The organism is Streptomyces griseofuscus (assembly GCF_014673495.1).
GTDB lineage: Bacteria > Actinomycetota > Actinomycetes > Streptomycetales > Streptomycetaceae > Streptomyces > Streptomyces murinus.
The window spans coordinates 440,510-454,550 of sequence record NZ_CP051006.1 but is presented as its reverse complement, the minus strand read 5'-3'; the positions used below and the strand labels follow the sequence as shown (position 1 = coordinate 454,550).

Genomic DNA, 14,041 nt, shown 5'->3' with positions numbered 1-14,041 from the left:
GAGTGCGTGAGTTTTGTGGGACGAGGGTGTAGTCGATCCCCCAGGGGGAGGGAAAGGGTGACAGTGTTCATTCCGGAGCAGCGGAAAGAACCCTCAGAGAACGATTCCCGGGCCACCGCGGCGGAAACGCTCGCGGAGTTCGCGTATCAGATATATCGCGATGGAATTCCATCGTCCGTCCAGGATTACGTCACAAAGCTGATCATCGACCAGCTCGGTCTCCAGCTGGCCTGTTCACGGCTTCCGTGGAGCGAGGCCGCCTACGACTACGTGCGCGACTTCGGCGCGACGGGATCGTCGACCGTGCTCTTCCACGGGCTGCGCACGCACCCCGAGCACGCGGCGTTCGCCAACGCGACGTTCGGGCACGGGCAGGACTTCGACGACACCTGCCAGATGGTGCAGACCCACGCGGGTGCCGTCATCATCCCGGTCGCGCTGGCCGTGGCCGAGGAGGTCGACGCCACCGGCGAGCAGCTGCTGCGGGCCACCGCGGCCGGCCTGGAGGTCATGCTCCGCGCCGCGCACGCGGTCTCACCGGACTGCCTGCGCCGTGGGCACCACACACCCCCGGCGGCGGGCCCGTTCGGAGCCGCGATCGCCGCGGGCCTCCTGCACGGCCAGAACCCGACGGAGCTGGCCCAGTCGCTGGCGATCGCGGGCAGCTTCTCCGGCGGCCTGATCGAGTACACCCAGTCCGGGGGCTCGGTCAAGCGCATCCACACCGCGATCCCGACCACCGCCGGGATCCGCGCGGTCGCCCTGGCCCGGCGCGGCATGACCGGACCCCTGACCGTCCTGGACGGCGCGAAGGGCTTTGTGAACGTCTTCGCCGACAAGGGCAGCGTCGAGCGCCTCACCGACCAGCTCGGCACCCGGTACATCATCGAGAAGGTGGGTCTGAAGGCGTACAACTGCTGCTACTTCATCCACGCCCCGCTCGAGGCATTCCAGTTCCTCATGCGGCAGAAGAACCTGGCCCCGGACGACATCGCCGAGGTAACGGTGGGGCTGTCGGCGCACGGCGCCGTGCACGTCGGCACCATCGTGCACCCCGTCGACCCGCTCGGCGGCCAGTTCAGCGTCCAGTTCACCCTCGGCATGGCCGCCTACGGTGAGCTGCCCGGCCTGGACAGCTACAGCGACGGACAGCTCGCCGACACCCGCTTCCACGCCTTCGCCGACCGTGTGAAGGTCGAGACCGACCCCGTCGCGGAGTCCGAGTACCCGGAGAACTGGGGCGGTGTCGTCACCCTGACGACCACCGACGGGCACACCTACCGCCGCCGGGTGCGCTACGCCACCGGAACCCCGCAGAACCCCATGACCGGCGACGAGGTGTGGGGCAAGTTCTCCCGCATCACCACCGACGCCCTGGACGGCGAACAGGCCGCCCACATCCGCGAGATGGTCCACGACCTGCCCGCGCTGGACTCCGTACGACGGCTGTCCGCGCTGCTGGTGCAGCGCGCCCTTCAGCCCAGCCGCTGACACACCGCAGCCCGGCCGCGGTCGCCCCGCCGCCCCGGCGGGGCCCCCGGCCCCCTTCACACCCGAAAGCCGCCCAGGCCACCGGACTCGTCCCCTTCAAGGAGAACCGCAGAAGATGAGCGCCCCCCAGGCACGGCAGAACACCCACTTCGTCCGCAACGGCAAAGAGATCCACGCCTACCTCGCGCTGCCCGCGTCCGGCCGTGGGCCCGGCGTGATCCTCATCCAGGAGTGGTGGGGGCTGACCGACCACATCGCCGATGTGGCCGACCGGCTCGCCGAGGCGGGCTTCGTCGCCCTGGCGCCCGACCTGTTCGGCGGCCGTACCACCCACGACTCCGACGAGGCCGGGAAGATGATGAGCGACCTCCCCTTGGAACAGGGGGTCGCGGACCTGGTCGGCGCCGTGGACTGGCTCCTGGAGCACGAGGCCGTCAAGGGCGACGCCCTGGGCACCGTCGGGTTCTGCATGGGCGGCGGCTTCGTCCTCGCGCTCGCCGCGGCCGCCGGCGAGAAGATCGCCGCGGCCGTCCCCTTCTACGGCGTCTTCGCCGGTGAGGACCCCGACTTCTCCGGGATGAAGGCCGCCGTCCTCGGCCACTTCGGGGAGAAGGACACCTACGCCCCGCCGGAGCGCGCACAGGACCTCGCCCGGCAGATCCGCGGCCAGTCCGGCGCCCCCGTGGAGCTCCAGTTCTACCCGGCGGGCCACGCCTTCCACAACGACGAGAACCTCCTCGGCACCTACGACGAGACCCAGGCCCAGCTCGCCTGGAAGCGCACCCTGACCTTCCTCACGGAGCAGCTGACCGTTCCGGCCACCGCCTGACCGGCCCGCAGCGACCTGATCCACCCCGCGGGGCCGGCCACCCGAGGGCCGGTCCTCCGGGCCGACATCCCGGGGCCGACACGACGCCGTGCCGACAGGACGCCGCGACGACACGACACCCGCGCCGCCACGGCCCCGACCTGCCGCCGGAGCGTTCCGCCCCGGCCCCGCATTTCTTTTCCTGACGCAGAGGTGAGACATGCACGCTCTCGACGCAACCCAGCTCGACCAGTACGCCGCCAAGGGCTACCTCGTGGTGGAGAACGTCCTCAGCGCTTCCGAACTCCAGGAACTGCGCGAGGTCACCGACAGCTTCGCCGCCCAGGCCGGCGACGAGAACGCCGACCGCCGCATCCTCGACATCGGCGAGCACGAGGGCCGCCCCTATGTGCGGCGCGTCAAGTCGCCCCACCGCCACCACCCGGTCTACGACGCCACGGTGCGCCACCCCCGCATCCTCGACATCGTCGCCGACCTCCTCGGCGACGACCTGCGCCTGTACGGCAGCAAGATCAACCTGAAGCTGCCCTCCGGCACCGGCGACGCCATCCAGTGGCACCAGGACTGGGGCTTCTACCCGCACACCAACGACTCCCTCGTCGCGGTCGGTGTCCTCCTGGACGACATGACCGAGGAGAACGGGCCCCTCCTGGTCGTGCCCGGATCGCACCTGGGCGAGGTGTACTCCCACAACCAGGGCGGCCGTTTCGCCGGTGCCCTGGACCACACCCAGATCAAGGACATGCTCGACAACGCCGTCCAGCTGACCGCGCCCGCCGGGTCCATCACCCTGCACCACGTCCGCGCCGTCCACGCCAGCGGCCCCAACCGCTCCACCGGTTCACGCCGGATCATCTTCCAGAACTACGCCGCCGCCGACGCCTGGCCGCTCGTGGGCTGCGGCGCCCCCGGCGACCGCCACCTGTGCGCGGGCGGCGACTGGGACGCCTACCAGGACCTGCTGGTGCGCGGCCAGGACCGCCAGGTCCGCCTCGCCTCGGTCCCGGTCCATCTGCCGCTGCCCGGCGCGCAGGACTCCTCCTCGGTGTTCACCACCCAGAGCGGCGCCGGCAAGAACTACTTCGCCTCCTCGGGAGCCATGGAGTGAGCAGTGCCCGCCAGTCCGCCACCCCGCCCGGAGCCGAGGCCGCTCCGGGCGGGGCCGGCGCCACGCCCCGCCCCGGCGCCCTGCGCGCCCTGTTCGTCTACCGGCTGATCTCCCGCGCCTACTTCCATCTGCCGGTCCTGTTCGCCTTCCTCTATCTGCACCACCTCGGCATCGCCCTCGCACAGACCCTGCTGGCCCTGTACGGGTTCACCGTGATGGTCTCCGGCGCGTTCGTCGGCCGCTTCTCCGCCGCGTTCGGGCCCCGCACCCTCCTGGTCGGCGGGGAGATCGTCAAGGCGGCGGGCCTGCTGCTGATCGGCACGGTCGCCGGGGGCACCCCGGGCCTGGTCGCGGGACAGATCCTGAGCGGCTTCGGCTACGCGCTGACCGCGAGCGTCGAGTCGCCGCTGGTCGGCGTCCTGGAACCGGACCGCGAGCGGGCCTCGAAGATCCAGGCCCGCACCCAGAGCTGGATCTTCGCGGTCGTCATGGTCTCCGGCATCGCCGGCGCCGTGATCTTCCAGCACACCCGGCTCACCGTGTTCCTGCTGTCGGCGCTCGCCTGCGCGGCCGCCGCCACCGCCGCCACCGGCATCGGCTCCGTGCGGCTCCCCGCGACCCGGCCCACCGCCAACGCCAATGCCCGTGCGGAAAAGGGGAGTTGGACGGGCGGGGCGGGATGGTGGATCGCCTACTACGTGTGCCTGCGCGGAGTCGCCCTGGCCGCCTTCGTCGGCTTCATCCCCTACCTGCTGTTCGTGCGCACCAAGGTCTCCCTCGCCCTGTTCGGCGTCCTGCTCGCCGTGTTCAACGTCGCGGCGCTGCTCGTCGCCCGCTGGACCGCGAAGCTGCTGCGCACCAAGCCCGCCGCGCTGCTGCTGGCCGCCACCCTCGCCTGCGTCGCCGCCTCGCTCGTCGTGCTCGCGACGACGTCCCGTCTGGTGCCCGTGATCGTCGCCATCGCCCTGCTGGGCCTCGGCGCCGGAGCGGCCCGCCCGCTCACCCAGGACGGCCTGTCCGCGCTGGACGGTCCCACCCGGGGCCGGGTGACCGTCCGCATGGAGCAGCTCACCGGAAGCGCCAACACCCTGGTCCTGGTCCTGGGCGGACTCGGCCTGGGCGCCGGCCATGTGCCCGCCGTCATGTGGGGCTCGGCCGCCGTCGTCGCCGTCACCGGCGTCGTGATCCTCGCCGCCCGGCCCGGGGCCCGTACCGCGAGCCCGGCCCAGGCACTCAACTGACCGGAACAGGCACCCACTCGAGGAGGAACGAGCGATGACCACCCTTGACAGCACCGCACCCGCCCTCGGCGCCGAACCGCCCGGCGACCAGCCCCGCCCCGCCACCCCCGGACAGCCCCCCGCGGGGGCGCCGTCCCAGCTCGGCGAGGTATGCGCACGCGGCCTGTGGCTCGCTCCCAGCCCCCTCCACCTCGCGGGCTACCCCGACGACCCGGACGACACCCACATCGTGCGCGGCCTCGACTGATCACCCCCGGTGCCGCACGCCGTCCGGATGCCCTGGGCGGCGGCGGCACCGGCTCGCGCAGGACCGCCGCTGCACTCTTCACGGCCCTGTGCGGTGGGCTACTCTCCCCAGTTGCATCCGGTCTGGAGTGCTTTGCTCGCGTCGTAGGGGACCATGTCGTAGTGCCAGGCCTCCAGGTCCCAGGTCGGACCGCCCCAGTGGCCGCCGCTGCCGTTGGGGTAGGAGTACGACGCGTGGCAGTACAGCTGCTCGTACGTCGAGTGCATCTCGCCCTGCGTGGCGTGCGGGAACATGAGCGTGTTGGACCAGACCTGCTTCCAGTCGTCCGCCGAGTCGCTGGAGGCGGTGTCCGAGCTCGAAGTGCTCGCGAACGCGGCGTCGGTCGGGGTGACATGGGTGGAGCGCTTGTTCTGGTCCGCCAGGTTCATGTAGACCTCGGTCTTCTTCACCCACTTCGTGTTGGTGATGCCGCCGTAGCCGATGCAAGCGGTGTGGCAGCTCTCGAACGCGTTGGACTGGCCGCCGCTGTACAGGATGTAGCGCCCGGACTGGAAGTTCTGCCGTACGCCCGTGTTGTTGTCCTCGTCGCCTCCTACGTGGTCCTCGTTGTACTCATCGGACGTCGGGTAGCCGTAGAAGCCGCTCTCGTACCCGTTCTGTCCCCACCACCAGCCGGTGAGGCCGTGGACGGCGTGGGCGCCGCTGTACTGGCTCCAGTAGATGGTGCCGCCCTGGAACTGCTGGCGGACGCCGTAGCCGTCGGGGTTCGTGATCTCGTCGGTGAGGGGGTAGCCCAGATAGCCGCGCTCCCAGCCCAGGTCGGCCCAGTGCTGGCGGATCGCGCCCCACACGGCGTGCGCGCCGGTGTCGGGGGTCCAGTAGATCGAGCCGTTGTCGAAGGCCTGGAAACGGCCGACGCCGTCGGGGGTGCCGAGCTCATCGGTGGTGGGGCAGCCCAACGACCGCTGGACGCCCGGGGTCTGGGTGTACTCGGTCCAGATGGCGCCGTCCACGGAGTGGGATCCGCAGAAGACTTCGGCGGACGCCGAGGTGGCGCCGATGGTGAGGCCGGCGGCCACCAGGCCGAGGGCGACGATCGGAGCCGCCAGGAGTGTTCCGATACGTCCGAGAGAGGAATGCATGTCTGCTTTCCTGCCCCGGCCCCGTCTGCACGAAGCTCGTGACCGTCTTCGAGCCGGACTTCAACCTGATGACGACCGGCCCCAGTTCCTCGGCCACCACCCGCCGGTCGCCCGGGGCCGCGGATCTGATGCCCGGCGGCTCAGGCCGTGATCGGTGCGGCCGACCTGGCGGCCCGCTCGATCTTCGCGCGGCAGGCCGCGCGGGCTTCCTCGTCGATCGGCCGCTCGTTCTCGGCGCGCACCCCGGTCCTGCCGTCGAGGCCCTCGCGCAGGATGTCGGCGTGCCCGGCATGCCGGATGGACTCGCCGAGGACATGGACCATGACGGCGAACAGGTTCGTGTTGGGACGGGGCTCCGGCCACCACGGCACATGACCGGGGGCGTCGAGGGGAAGCGCGTCGATCGTCGCGTCCGAGTGTTCCCATGTACGCCGGTAGAATCCGACGATCTGATCGCGGCTCTCGTCCTCGGCCGCCCACAGGTCGCTGCCGTCGTGGTCCTGCCACCGGGGCAGCGGTTCCGGGGAAGGGCGGTCGAACACCTCGCCGAAGTACCTGGCCTCGATGGTGGCCACGTGTTTGACCAGGCCGAGGAGGTTGGTACCGGTCGCGGTCAAAGGCCGGCGGGCGTCGTAGTCGGACAGGCCGTCGAGTTTCCAGAGCAGCGCCTTGCGGTCCCGCCGCAGTCTCCCGTGCAGGCTGTCCTTCGCGAATTCATCGATCACGCGGCACGAGCCTGCCATGGTCCGCTCGTGGTCTCAAGATCCAGTACTCGGTCCGCACCGGCCGTCGCAGCCGCGGGCCTGACCGTCGCCGCTCGTCGGATTCGAGGTTCTCCGTCCACCGCCGCACGTGGAGGCGGCAGGGAGCACCGGGGCCCGGTCCAGCGGGTGGGGACCGGGCTGGTAGCCCTGGGACGGAGGCCGTGTCGTTCCCTCGTCGGGTCCAGGGCGGCCCGGAGGCTCGTCGGAGGGGCGGCTCGGAGACTCGTCGCTGGTCAGGGCGGACGACCCCCGCTGATCCAGAGGCCGGTATCCGTCGTCCGGTGCGCAGGACCGCCGGAGAAGGAAGGGAGCGATCAGGAAGGCCGCGGTATACGAACGACCGCGTACGGTGACGGTCAAGGACGTGCCGGACGCGAAGATCCAGCACCCCTGCGACATCCTCGTCAAGATCACGACCACCAACATCTGCGGTTCGGACCCGCACATGTACGAGGGGCGTACGTCGTTCGAAACGGGCCGGAGCCTCGGCCACGAGAACCTCGGCGAGGTGGTGGAAGGTCGGCCGACTACGGCCTGATGTGGTTCAAGGGGCAGCACATGGGCACCGGCCAGGCGCCCGTGAAGCGGTACGACCGGGCCCTGCGCGACCTGATCGCCGGTGGCCGGGCCGAACCCGGCTTCGTCGTCTCCTACGAACCTCGACTGTACGAGGCGGCGTCGGCGTACGAGCACTTCGACAATGGCCGGCGCTGATCAGGTGGGAGGGCCCACCGGTTCGTAGGTGACCTGGTACGCCGAGTGCGCCGTGCCGATGAGCGGTCCAGGTGACTGTGCGGACACGCCGCGCCGCCGCGGCGACGGGTCTGACGGACGATCGCGGAGGGCCGGGACTCGGCAGGAGAGCTGCGAAGGGCTGACCGTGCAACACGACGTACTCGGTATCTATCTGAACGACCACCTGGCCGGGGCCACGCTCGGCGCCGGCCTCGCGCGGCACCTGGCCCGTCGTCACCGGCGTGGCGCCCGCGCCTCCCTCCTGGAACGCATGGCCGACGAGATCGCCCAGGACCGGCGCGCTCTTCTGACGATCATGGACGAGCTCGGCGTACCCGCCCACCGCTACAAGGTGATCGCGGGGTGGACCGCGGAGCGGCTGCGCCGGCTGAAACCCAATGGCGTCCTGCGCCGGCACTCCGGCCTCGACACGGTCATGGAACTCGAGACCCTGCGCCTGGGGATCGAAGGGAAGTCCCTGCTCTGGCTCACCCTGCTCGCACTGGCTCCGCAACGGACCGAACTGGACGGGGCACAGCTGCACGATCTGCTCGACCGCGCACGTAACCAGCTTGACGCGGTGGAAGACCTGCGCCGTACGGCGGCGGCCGCCGTCTTCCGCCCGGGCACGCCGGGTGTACGACGGGTGTGATCCTGGGGCAGACCTCCGAAGAGACCGTGGATGAGGATCTGGCCCGAAAGCCCCGCCACTGCCCGGATCGAGCCCGCGAACACCTCCGTCGTCCATGAGGCCACGTCGGTCGGTGGCCCGAGCGGCGAGATCCGCCGACGGCGGGGCGGAGACGGCGACGGCCGGACGGTCCGCGCCCGGACGGGTTCGCGCGGGCGACGGGAACGCCGAACCAGCAGCGGCGGTTGCCGTTGCTCAGCGGTGGTACGCGGATGTCGCGATCTCGACGAAGGACCGGATCAACGGGTTGGTGTCACCCTCCTTCCACACCGCCACCACTCGGCTCGGCGGCATGTCGGTCAGCGGCACCACGGCCAGCTCCGCGGGCAGGCCGTGTCCGAGCGGGGCCAGGCCGACCGTGCCGTTCCACAGCACCGCTTGCAGGCATTCCTGGACGGTGCGCACGACCGGGCCCTCGCGCGGCCTGCCGCCGTTCCAGTACGACTGCCAGACGGGATCGGTGCCCCGCGGGAACTGGAACCAGCGGCGGTCGTTCAGCTCGGCGAGCAGCAGCCCGTCGCGGTCGGCCAGTGGATCGTCGGCGCGCAGGACCACGCCGACCGGGTCGGTCCGCAGCGCACGCACCGTCAGGCCGGTCACGTCGAAGGGTGCCCGGGTCAGCGCGATGTCGACCAGCCCCGCGCTCAGCCCGCAGGCCGGGTCGGTCAGATCGGTGTCACGGACGCGGATGTCGATGCCGGGGTGGTGGCGGCCGTAGGCGGCGGCCAGCCTGGTCACTCCCGGGTCGGTGCCGTCGCCCAGGATGCCGACGGTGAGGGTCGCGACGCCGGCCGCCTCGCTCACGCGCACCCGGACGCGGTCGGCATGGTCGAGCAGGGCCCGCGCCTCCTCGAGCAGCACCGTGCCCACCGCAGTGAGCGTGACACCGGCGGGCGAGCGGGCGAGGAGCAGAGCCCCGACGTCGGCCTCCAGCTGCTTGATCGCCCGGCTCAGCGGCGGCTGGCTCATGTGCAGCCGGGTGGCGGCCCGGCCGAAGTGCAGTTCCTCGGCGACCGCCACGAAGTAGCGCAAGGTCCGTAGCTCCACGCTGCGACGATACCCGTGAGGTATCGGCTGCGCGGGACAGGTCTTGGACAGGTCGGGGGCGCCGGCGGTGAACTCGTAGGCATGACCGAAGAAGCGAAGAACAGCGAGCCGCAGCACCGCCCCGCCGTATCGGTGACGGGTCCCGGTGATGGCGAGGTGATCGTCCTGGGCGCCACGCGCATGCGCATCCTGGAGGACGGCAGCCACACCGGGCACCGCCTCGCGATCGCCGAGTCCGTCCTCGCCCCGCACACGCAGGGGCCGCCGCAGCACCGCCACGCCCGACACGACGAGGGCTTCTACGTCCTGTCGGGCACCGTGCGGTTCACCGTCGGGGACGAGGACTACGACGCCGGCACGGGCACGCTCGTGATGGTTCCGCCCGGCACCCCGCACACCTTCGCCAACCCGACCGACCAACCCGCCGTCATGCTCAGCACCTTCACCCCCGACCTGTACGTGCAGTACTTCCGGGACCTCCAGGACGTACTCGCCTCCGGCCGCCCGCTGACGCCCCAGGCCAACATCGACGTGATGAGCCACTACGCGACCGAGCCCGCCATCGACCTCACCTGAAGCCGCCGGCACCGCACGGCGCCCGGCCGCATTCCTTTCGTCCGCAATCGACGGGTCCGTGAGCACGTGGATCATGAACGGGAACGATGAACATCGCCTATTGGACGGTGGCGGGGCTGCTCGCCCTCTTCTACGCCTACGCGGGCACGCTGAAGGTGATCCGCAGCCGTGACCAACTCCGACCGATGATGACCTGGGTCGACCACATGCCCCTGCCTGCCCTCAGGGCGCTGGGGACGGTCGAGATACTCGGCGCCACCGGCCTGATCCTGCCGCCGCTGACCGGCCTCGCCCCCGCGCTGGCGCCGGCCGCGGCCACTGGCTTCGTACTCCTGCAGATCGGCGCGATCGCCGTCCACCTGCTCGGCCACGACCGCCGTATCGCGCTCAACGCCGGGCTCACCCTCACCGCGGCCGTGGCTCTGTGGCTGGCCACCCGGCTGTGACCGAGCACGGCCGTCGAGCGAAGGCCATCCGTACGATCAAGTTCGGCAACTCGTTCGACTGTGACAGCGGGGCGCGAAATGCCGGAGTACGTTCAATGGCTCGTGGACTGGCACGCCGCACCAGGACATGGCCTTCGCTCCCGCGGGATAAGCCCGACGGTGCGTCGGCCGGCCCTCGGCCCGGTAATCAAAGGTCGCCCGGAGGCAACGGCCGTGAGTCTCGCTCTGGAGCCGGACGAACGCCTGGGAAAGCTGTTCGTGTGGGAGTCGGGAAGCGCTCTGCTGCTCTTCATCGACTCCCGGACCGAGCACACCTGGCAGGACCAGCGGGTTTTCACCTCGGAGGCCGACCTGCCCCGTATCCTGGCTCCCCTCATCGAACTCGTCGAGGGATCCGCCGACCAGGGGCGAGGAAAACCTGCGGCCACCGGCCCCGGCCCAGGGACATCAGAGGTGACGAAGAAGGAGCGACCAGCATGGCGATTCAGCGGATGGACAACGTCGGTATCGTCGTCGACGACCTGGATGCCGCCATCGCGTTCTTCGTGGAACTCGGTATGGAACTGGAGGGCCGGGCGGAGATCGAGGGCCGCTTCGCCGACCGGTGCACTGGACTCGACGGCGTCCGCTGCGACATCGCGATGGTCCGGACCCCGGACGGTCACAGCCGGCTGGAACTGGCGAAGTACCGCAGCCCCGCGGTGATCAGCGCGGGGCCGCGCAACCGGCCGCACAACGTTCTGGGCACGCACCGCGTCATGTTCGCCGTCGACGACATCGAGGACACCGTTGCCCGCCTGCGCCCGCACGGCGCCGAACTCCTGGGCGAGATCGCCCGGTTCGAGGACAGCTATCTGCTCTGCTACGTCCGCGGCCCGGAGGGCGTCATCGTCGGACTGGCCGAGCAACTGCGCTGAAGCGGAAGCGGAAAGGGAAGAACCGAACGCCGCGGCCGCACGAGATCACCGCGTTCTGAACCGCCGACGGACGCCGCCGCACGCTCTGGGCTCAGTGGCCCGACTCGCCCGACTCGCCCATCCCCGTGCCGCAGGGCCAACTCGCCCCCTGCCAACGGAATTTGCCGGGCCGCATCCGACGGTGCGGCGGTACACGCGCCACCTGCGGACCGGTCCGTCGCGCCGCTGAGCGCGTGAGACGCGTGCCCCCGGGTAACCGGCGATGACATGAACGCGTTGAGGAAACGGCCCCTGAGGCCACCGTACGGACATGACGGCGAAGCGCCGTCCATCGCCGGCACCGTCACCGTCGGACCGAGGAGGTAGACGTGCTCTTCCTGGTCGTCGCCCTGCTCCTGCTGGGCATCATCCTGGGCTCGGCCGCCTACCTCCCCTGGCCCGTCACGCTGGTGGTCGGCGCGGTGATCGTCGGCTGGCTCGTCGTGTTCGCCGGACGCGAGCGGCGTCGGCGCGGCCGGACGAGGAGGGCCTGATCATGCGGCTGACCGCACCACCCTCCGCGCACACCGGCCGACGGGACACCGAGGGCATGGCGGTGGCCTCCTTCGTCCTGGGGCTCCTCGGACTGCTCGTCCTCAACCTGGTGCTCGGCCCCATCGCCATCGTGCTCGCCGTCATCGCCCTGCGCCGGGACACACCCCGCCGGTTCCGAGCCCTGCTCGGACTGGGGCTCGGCATCGCCGACCTGGTCGTCTTCGCCGTACTGGCGTCCGTCCACGGAGCCACGTCCTGGTCGATCTGGGGCGGCTGAGCACCCCGCGGAACCCGACCCCCGACTTGTCGTGCCGTCCGGCCGCGAAGGCGTCACGACAGGTCGGTCGCACACTCCAGCGCGGGAACCTCGGACGCCGGGCGCTCCGGACCACCGGCCGGGGCGGCGGCACGCAGCGCCGCTTCGACCCGGCGATTGCTGGTCATGGATGCCGTGACGGCCGTCATCGCCAAGAGGAGGACGGCGGCGGCGTAGAGCGGGGTGCGGATGTCGTAGACGGTGGCCAGCCAGCCGCCGAGGAAGGCACCGACGGGGGCGGCGCACATGGCCAGCATGCGGGAGGTGGCGGCGACCCGGCCCATGAGGCGGGCCGGGACGATCGCCTGCCGGAGGGAGGGCGCGAGCACCATGGTGGCACCCATGCCGGCCCCGCAGACGGCGAGCGCCACCCCGGCCACGTACGGGTTCGGGGCGCAGGCGAGCCCGAGGACGGCAAGGCCTTCGACCGTGGCCGTACAGGTCAGCGCGGTGCCGGTGCCGAGCCGTCGGCCGAGCCGGGAGGCGATACCCGCGCCGAGCAGTCCGCCGGTGGCCTCCGCCGTGAGGAGCAGGCCGAAGCCGTAGGTGTGGATGCCGAGACGGTCGTGGGCGAAGAGGGCGAGGACGGTCTCCACGGCGAGGAAGGCGACGTTCCCGACCGCCGGGCGGAGCGCGAGCCCGAGCAGCACCCGGTCCTTGAAGACGTACGCGGCCCCGGCGCGCGCCTGCCGCAGCAACGACTCGTGGGCCTCCGGGGCCGGCCGGGGCAGGACGGGCAGCGTACGTACGAGCAGCGCGGAGAGCAGGAACGACACCGCGTCGCCGAGCAGTGGAACCGTGCGCCCGAGCGCGAGCAGCGCACTGCCCGCAGGTGGTCCCGCGAAGCCGGACATGGCGGTCTGGGCGCCGCGCAGGCGGGAGTTGGCGCGCTCCAGGAGTGCGGGGTCGCGGCGGAGCAGATCCGGCAGATAGGCCGTGGCGGCCGTGTCGAAGAAGAGTCCGCCTAGGCCGAGCAGAAAGGCGACGGCCGCGAGCAGCCCGATGCTCAGCGCATCGAGCACGGGGGCCGCCGCCGGTATCGCGAGCAGCACCGCACGCGCCGTGTCCGCGACCCACATGACGCGCCGGCGGTCCCAGCGGTCCACCAGCGCACCGCCGAGCACGCCGAAGAGCAGCCACGGCAGCGTCCCCGCGGCCGTGACGACGGCGAGTGCCATCGGATCCCGCGTCAATGTCAGCGCGAGCAGCGGCAGCGCGGCATATGTGACCCCGTCACCGAGCGAGGAGATCGTCTGCGCGATCCACAGCCGCCCGAACCCCGTCGGCAACTTCACGAAATCCGAGGTCACTTGGCGTTCCCTTCGGCCTGCGCGCGGGATGCCGGGTGGAACAGCGCGAAGACGAGTGAGGCGTCCGGCAGTGATGGATCGGACAGCTCCCGGTACTCGTCCGCCAGCGCGTGCAGCCGCGCCGCCAACTGGGCGAACTGCTCCTCGGTGAGCCGCAGATGCGCCATCCGCACCTGCCGCTCGCCGTCCACCGGCGAGGCCTCCAGGTCCGCGACCGCGTGCCGCATCAGCACGTCCGGCCCTCCCTCGCCCGGATCCGGCAGCACGATCGACCGCGCGGCCATCGCGTAGTACCGCTCGGTGACCCCCCGCACCTTCCGCGTCCGCACCACCTTCACCAGGCCCGCCCGCTCCAGCAGCCGCACGTGATAGCTGGAACTCCCCTTCGCGAGGCCGACCCGCTCGGCGATCTGTGTGATCGTCGCCGGCTCGAAGCGGAGCACGGCCATGATCCGGTGGCGCGTGAGGTTGGAGACGGCGCGCAGTTGTTCGTCGGTGCTGACGCGCAACGTCTCGGGAAGATCATCGGTAGGCATGCCAGCAATGGTCAACGTTTCTTGACCATTGAGCAAGGGGATTTCCGAACCCCGCCGGGATCGTCCGGTGTCCGAACGGGTGAGTGTTCCCCGACTCCGTGGCTGGCTCCG

Annotated in this window: 17 protein-coding genes and 1 pseudogene; 13 read left to right on the top strand and 5 right to left on the bottom strand. The window is 71.0% G+C overall.

From position 1 onward, the window contains the following. Positions 1 to 57: 57 nt before the first annotated feature. The 5 genes from HEP81_RS02135 (at position 58) to HEP81_RS02115 (ending at position 4,916) form a co-directional block, all read left to right on the top strand. Positions 58 to 1,491, top strand: a complete 1,434-nt coding sequence (locus HEP81_RS02135; RefSeq protein WP_157854326.1) for an MmgE/PrpD family protein — start codon at positions 58 to 60, stop codon at positions 1,489 to 1,491. A 115-nt stretch (positions 1,492 to 1,606) separates the two neighbouring features. Further along, positions 1,607 to 2,320: a dienelactone hydrolase family protein gene (locus HEP81_RS02130; RefSeq protein WP_037652092.1), complete on the top strand. Its 714-nt coding sequence runs from the start codon at positions 1,607 to 1,609 to the stop codon at positions 2,318 to 2,320. Positions 2,321 to 2,519: 199 nt separating this feature from the next. Next, positions 2,520 to 3,428 carry a phytanoyl-CoA dioxygenase family protein gene (locus tag HEP81_RS02125; RefSeq protein WP_037652093.1) on the top strand — a complete coding sequence of 303 codons (909 nt, stop codon included), beginning with the start codon at positions 2,520 to 2,522 and terminating at the stop codon, positions 3,426 to 3,428. Beyond that, positions 3,425 to 4,669, top strand: coding sequence for an MFS transporter (locus HEP81_RS02120; protein WP_037652094.1), 1,245 nt, complete (start codon positions 3,425 to 3,427; stop codon positions 4,667 to 4,669). The genes HEP81_RS02125 and HEP81_RS02120 overlap by 4 nt, the downstream gene beginning before the upstream one ends. Before the next feature lie 34 nt (positions 4,670 to 4,703). Next, positions 4,704 to 4,916, top strand: coding sequence for a hypothetical protein (locus HEP81_RS02115; protein ID WP_037652096.1), 213 nt, complete (start codon positions 4,704 to 4,706; stop codon positions 4,914 to 4,916). A 98-nt stretch (positions 4,917 to 5,014) separates the two neighbouring features. Here the strand turns inward: HEP81_RS02115 and HEP81_RS02110 are convergent, their stop codons facing one another. After that, positions 5,015 to 6,058, bottom strand: a complete 1,044-nt coding sequence (locus tag HEP81_RS02110) for an LGFP repeat-containing protein (protein WP_051849913.1) — start codon at positions 6,056 to 6,058, stop codon at positions 5,015 to 5,017. A 140-nt stretch (positions 6,059 to 6,198) separates the two neighbouring features. Next, on the bottom strand, positions 6,199 to 6,783 hold the full coding sequence (locus HEP81_RS02105; protein WP_037652307.1) for a DinB family protein: 585 nt from the start codon (positions 6,781 to 6,783) through the stop codon (positions 6,199 to 6,201). 352 nt (positions 6,784 to 7,135) lie between these two features. On the opposite strand from HEP81_RS02105, the pseudogene HEP81_RS41155 reads away from it, so the two are divergent. The 3 genes and pseudogenes from HEP81_RS41155 to HEP81_RS02095 all read left to right on the top strand — a co-directional run. Next, positions 7,136 to 7,339 (top strand): annotated as a pseudogene (locus HEP81_RS41155) (alcohol dehydrogenase catalytic domain-containing protein); the annotation flags it as partial. A gap of 41 nt (positions 7,340 to 7,380) precedes the next feature. Further along, complete coding sequence (locus HEP81_RS41150; RefSeq protein ID WP_243279264.1) at positions 7,381 to 7,536, top strand: hypothetical protein; 156 nt, start codon at positions 7,381 to 7,383, stop codon at positions 7,534 to 7,536. A 166-nt stretch (positions 7,537 to 7,702) separates the two neighbouring features. Beyond that, the gene (locus tag HEP81_RS02095) at positions 7,703 to 8,209 is read left to right on the top strand and encodes a hypothetical protein (protein WP_037652101.1); all 507 of its coding nucleotides are present in this window, start codon (positions 7,703 to 7,705) and stop codon (positions 8,207 to 8,209) included. Positions 8,210 to 8,443: 234 nt separating this feature from the next. Here the strand turns inward: HEP81_RS02095 and HEP81_RS02090 are convergent, their stop codons facing one another. Further along, complete coding sequence (locus HEP81_RS02090; RefSeq protein WP_243279263.1) at positions 8,444 to 9,295, bottom strand: LysR family transcriptional regulator; 852 nt, start codon at positions 9,293 to 9,295, stop codon at positions 8,444 to 8,446. 81 nt (positions 9,296 to 9,376) lie between these two features. Between HEP81_RS02090 and HEP81_RS02085 the strand changes: the two genes are divergently transcribed. The 5 genes from HEP81_RS02085 (at position 9,377) to HEP81_RS02065 (ending at position 12,045) form a co-directional block, all read left to right on the top strand. Further along, positions 9,377 to 9,871: a cupin domain-containing protein gene (locus HEP81_RS02085; RefSeq protein ID WP_037652104.1), complete on the top strand. Its 495-nt coding sequence runs from the start codon at positions 9,377 to 9,379 to the stop codon at positions 9,869 to 9,871. An 86-nt stretch (positions 9,872 to 9,957) separates the two neighbouring features. Then, positions 9,958 to 10,317, top strand: a complete 360-nt coding sequence (locus HEP81_RS02080; RefSeq protein ID WP_037652106.1) for a DoxX family protein — start codon at positions 9,958 to 9,960, stop codon at positions 10,315 to 10,317. 476 nt (positions 10,318 to 10,793) lie between these two features. Next, positions 10,794 to 11,234 carry a VOC family protein gene (locus tag HEP81_RS02075; protein ID WP_037652108.1) on the top strand — a complete coding sequence of 147 codons (441 nt, stop codon included), beginning with the start codon at positions 10,794 to 10,796 and terminating at the stop codon, positions 11,232 to 11,234. Between the two features lie 368 nt (positions 11,235 to 11,602). Next, a complete protein-coding gene (locus HEP81_RS02070; protein ID WP_037652110.1) occupies positions 11,603 to 11,767 on the top strand; it encodes a hypothetical protein in 165 nt (54 codons plus the stop codon). Between the two features lie 2 nt (positions 11,768 to 11,769). After that, positions 11,770 to 12,045: a hypothetical protein gene (locus tag HEP81_RS02065; RefSeq protein ID WP_037652113.1), complete on the top strand. Its 276-nt coding sequence runs from the start codon at positions 11,770 to 11,772 to the stop codon at positions 12,043 to 12,045. Between the two features lie 53 nt (positions 12,046 to 12,098). Here the strand turns inward: HEP81_RS02065 and HEP81_RS02060 are convergent, their stop codons facing one another. Further along, positions 12,099 to 13,394, bottom strand: a complete 1,296-nt coding sequence (locus tag HEP81_RS02060; RefSeq protein WP_190275933.1) for an MFS transporter — start codon at positions 13,392 to 13,394, stop codon at positions 12,099 to 12,101. After that, positions 13,391 to 13,930, bottom strand: coding sequence for an ArsR/SmtB family transcription factor (locus HEP81_RS02055; RefSeq protein ID WP_037652114.1), 540 nt, complete (start codon positions 13,928 to 13,930; stop codon positions 13,391 to 13,393). The genes HEP81_RS02060 and HEP81_RS02055 overlap by 4 nt, the downstream gene beginning before the upstream one ends. Positions 13,931 to 14,041 lie beyond the last annotated feature (111 nt).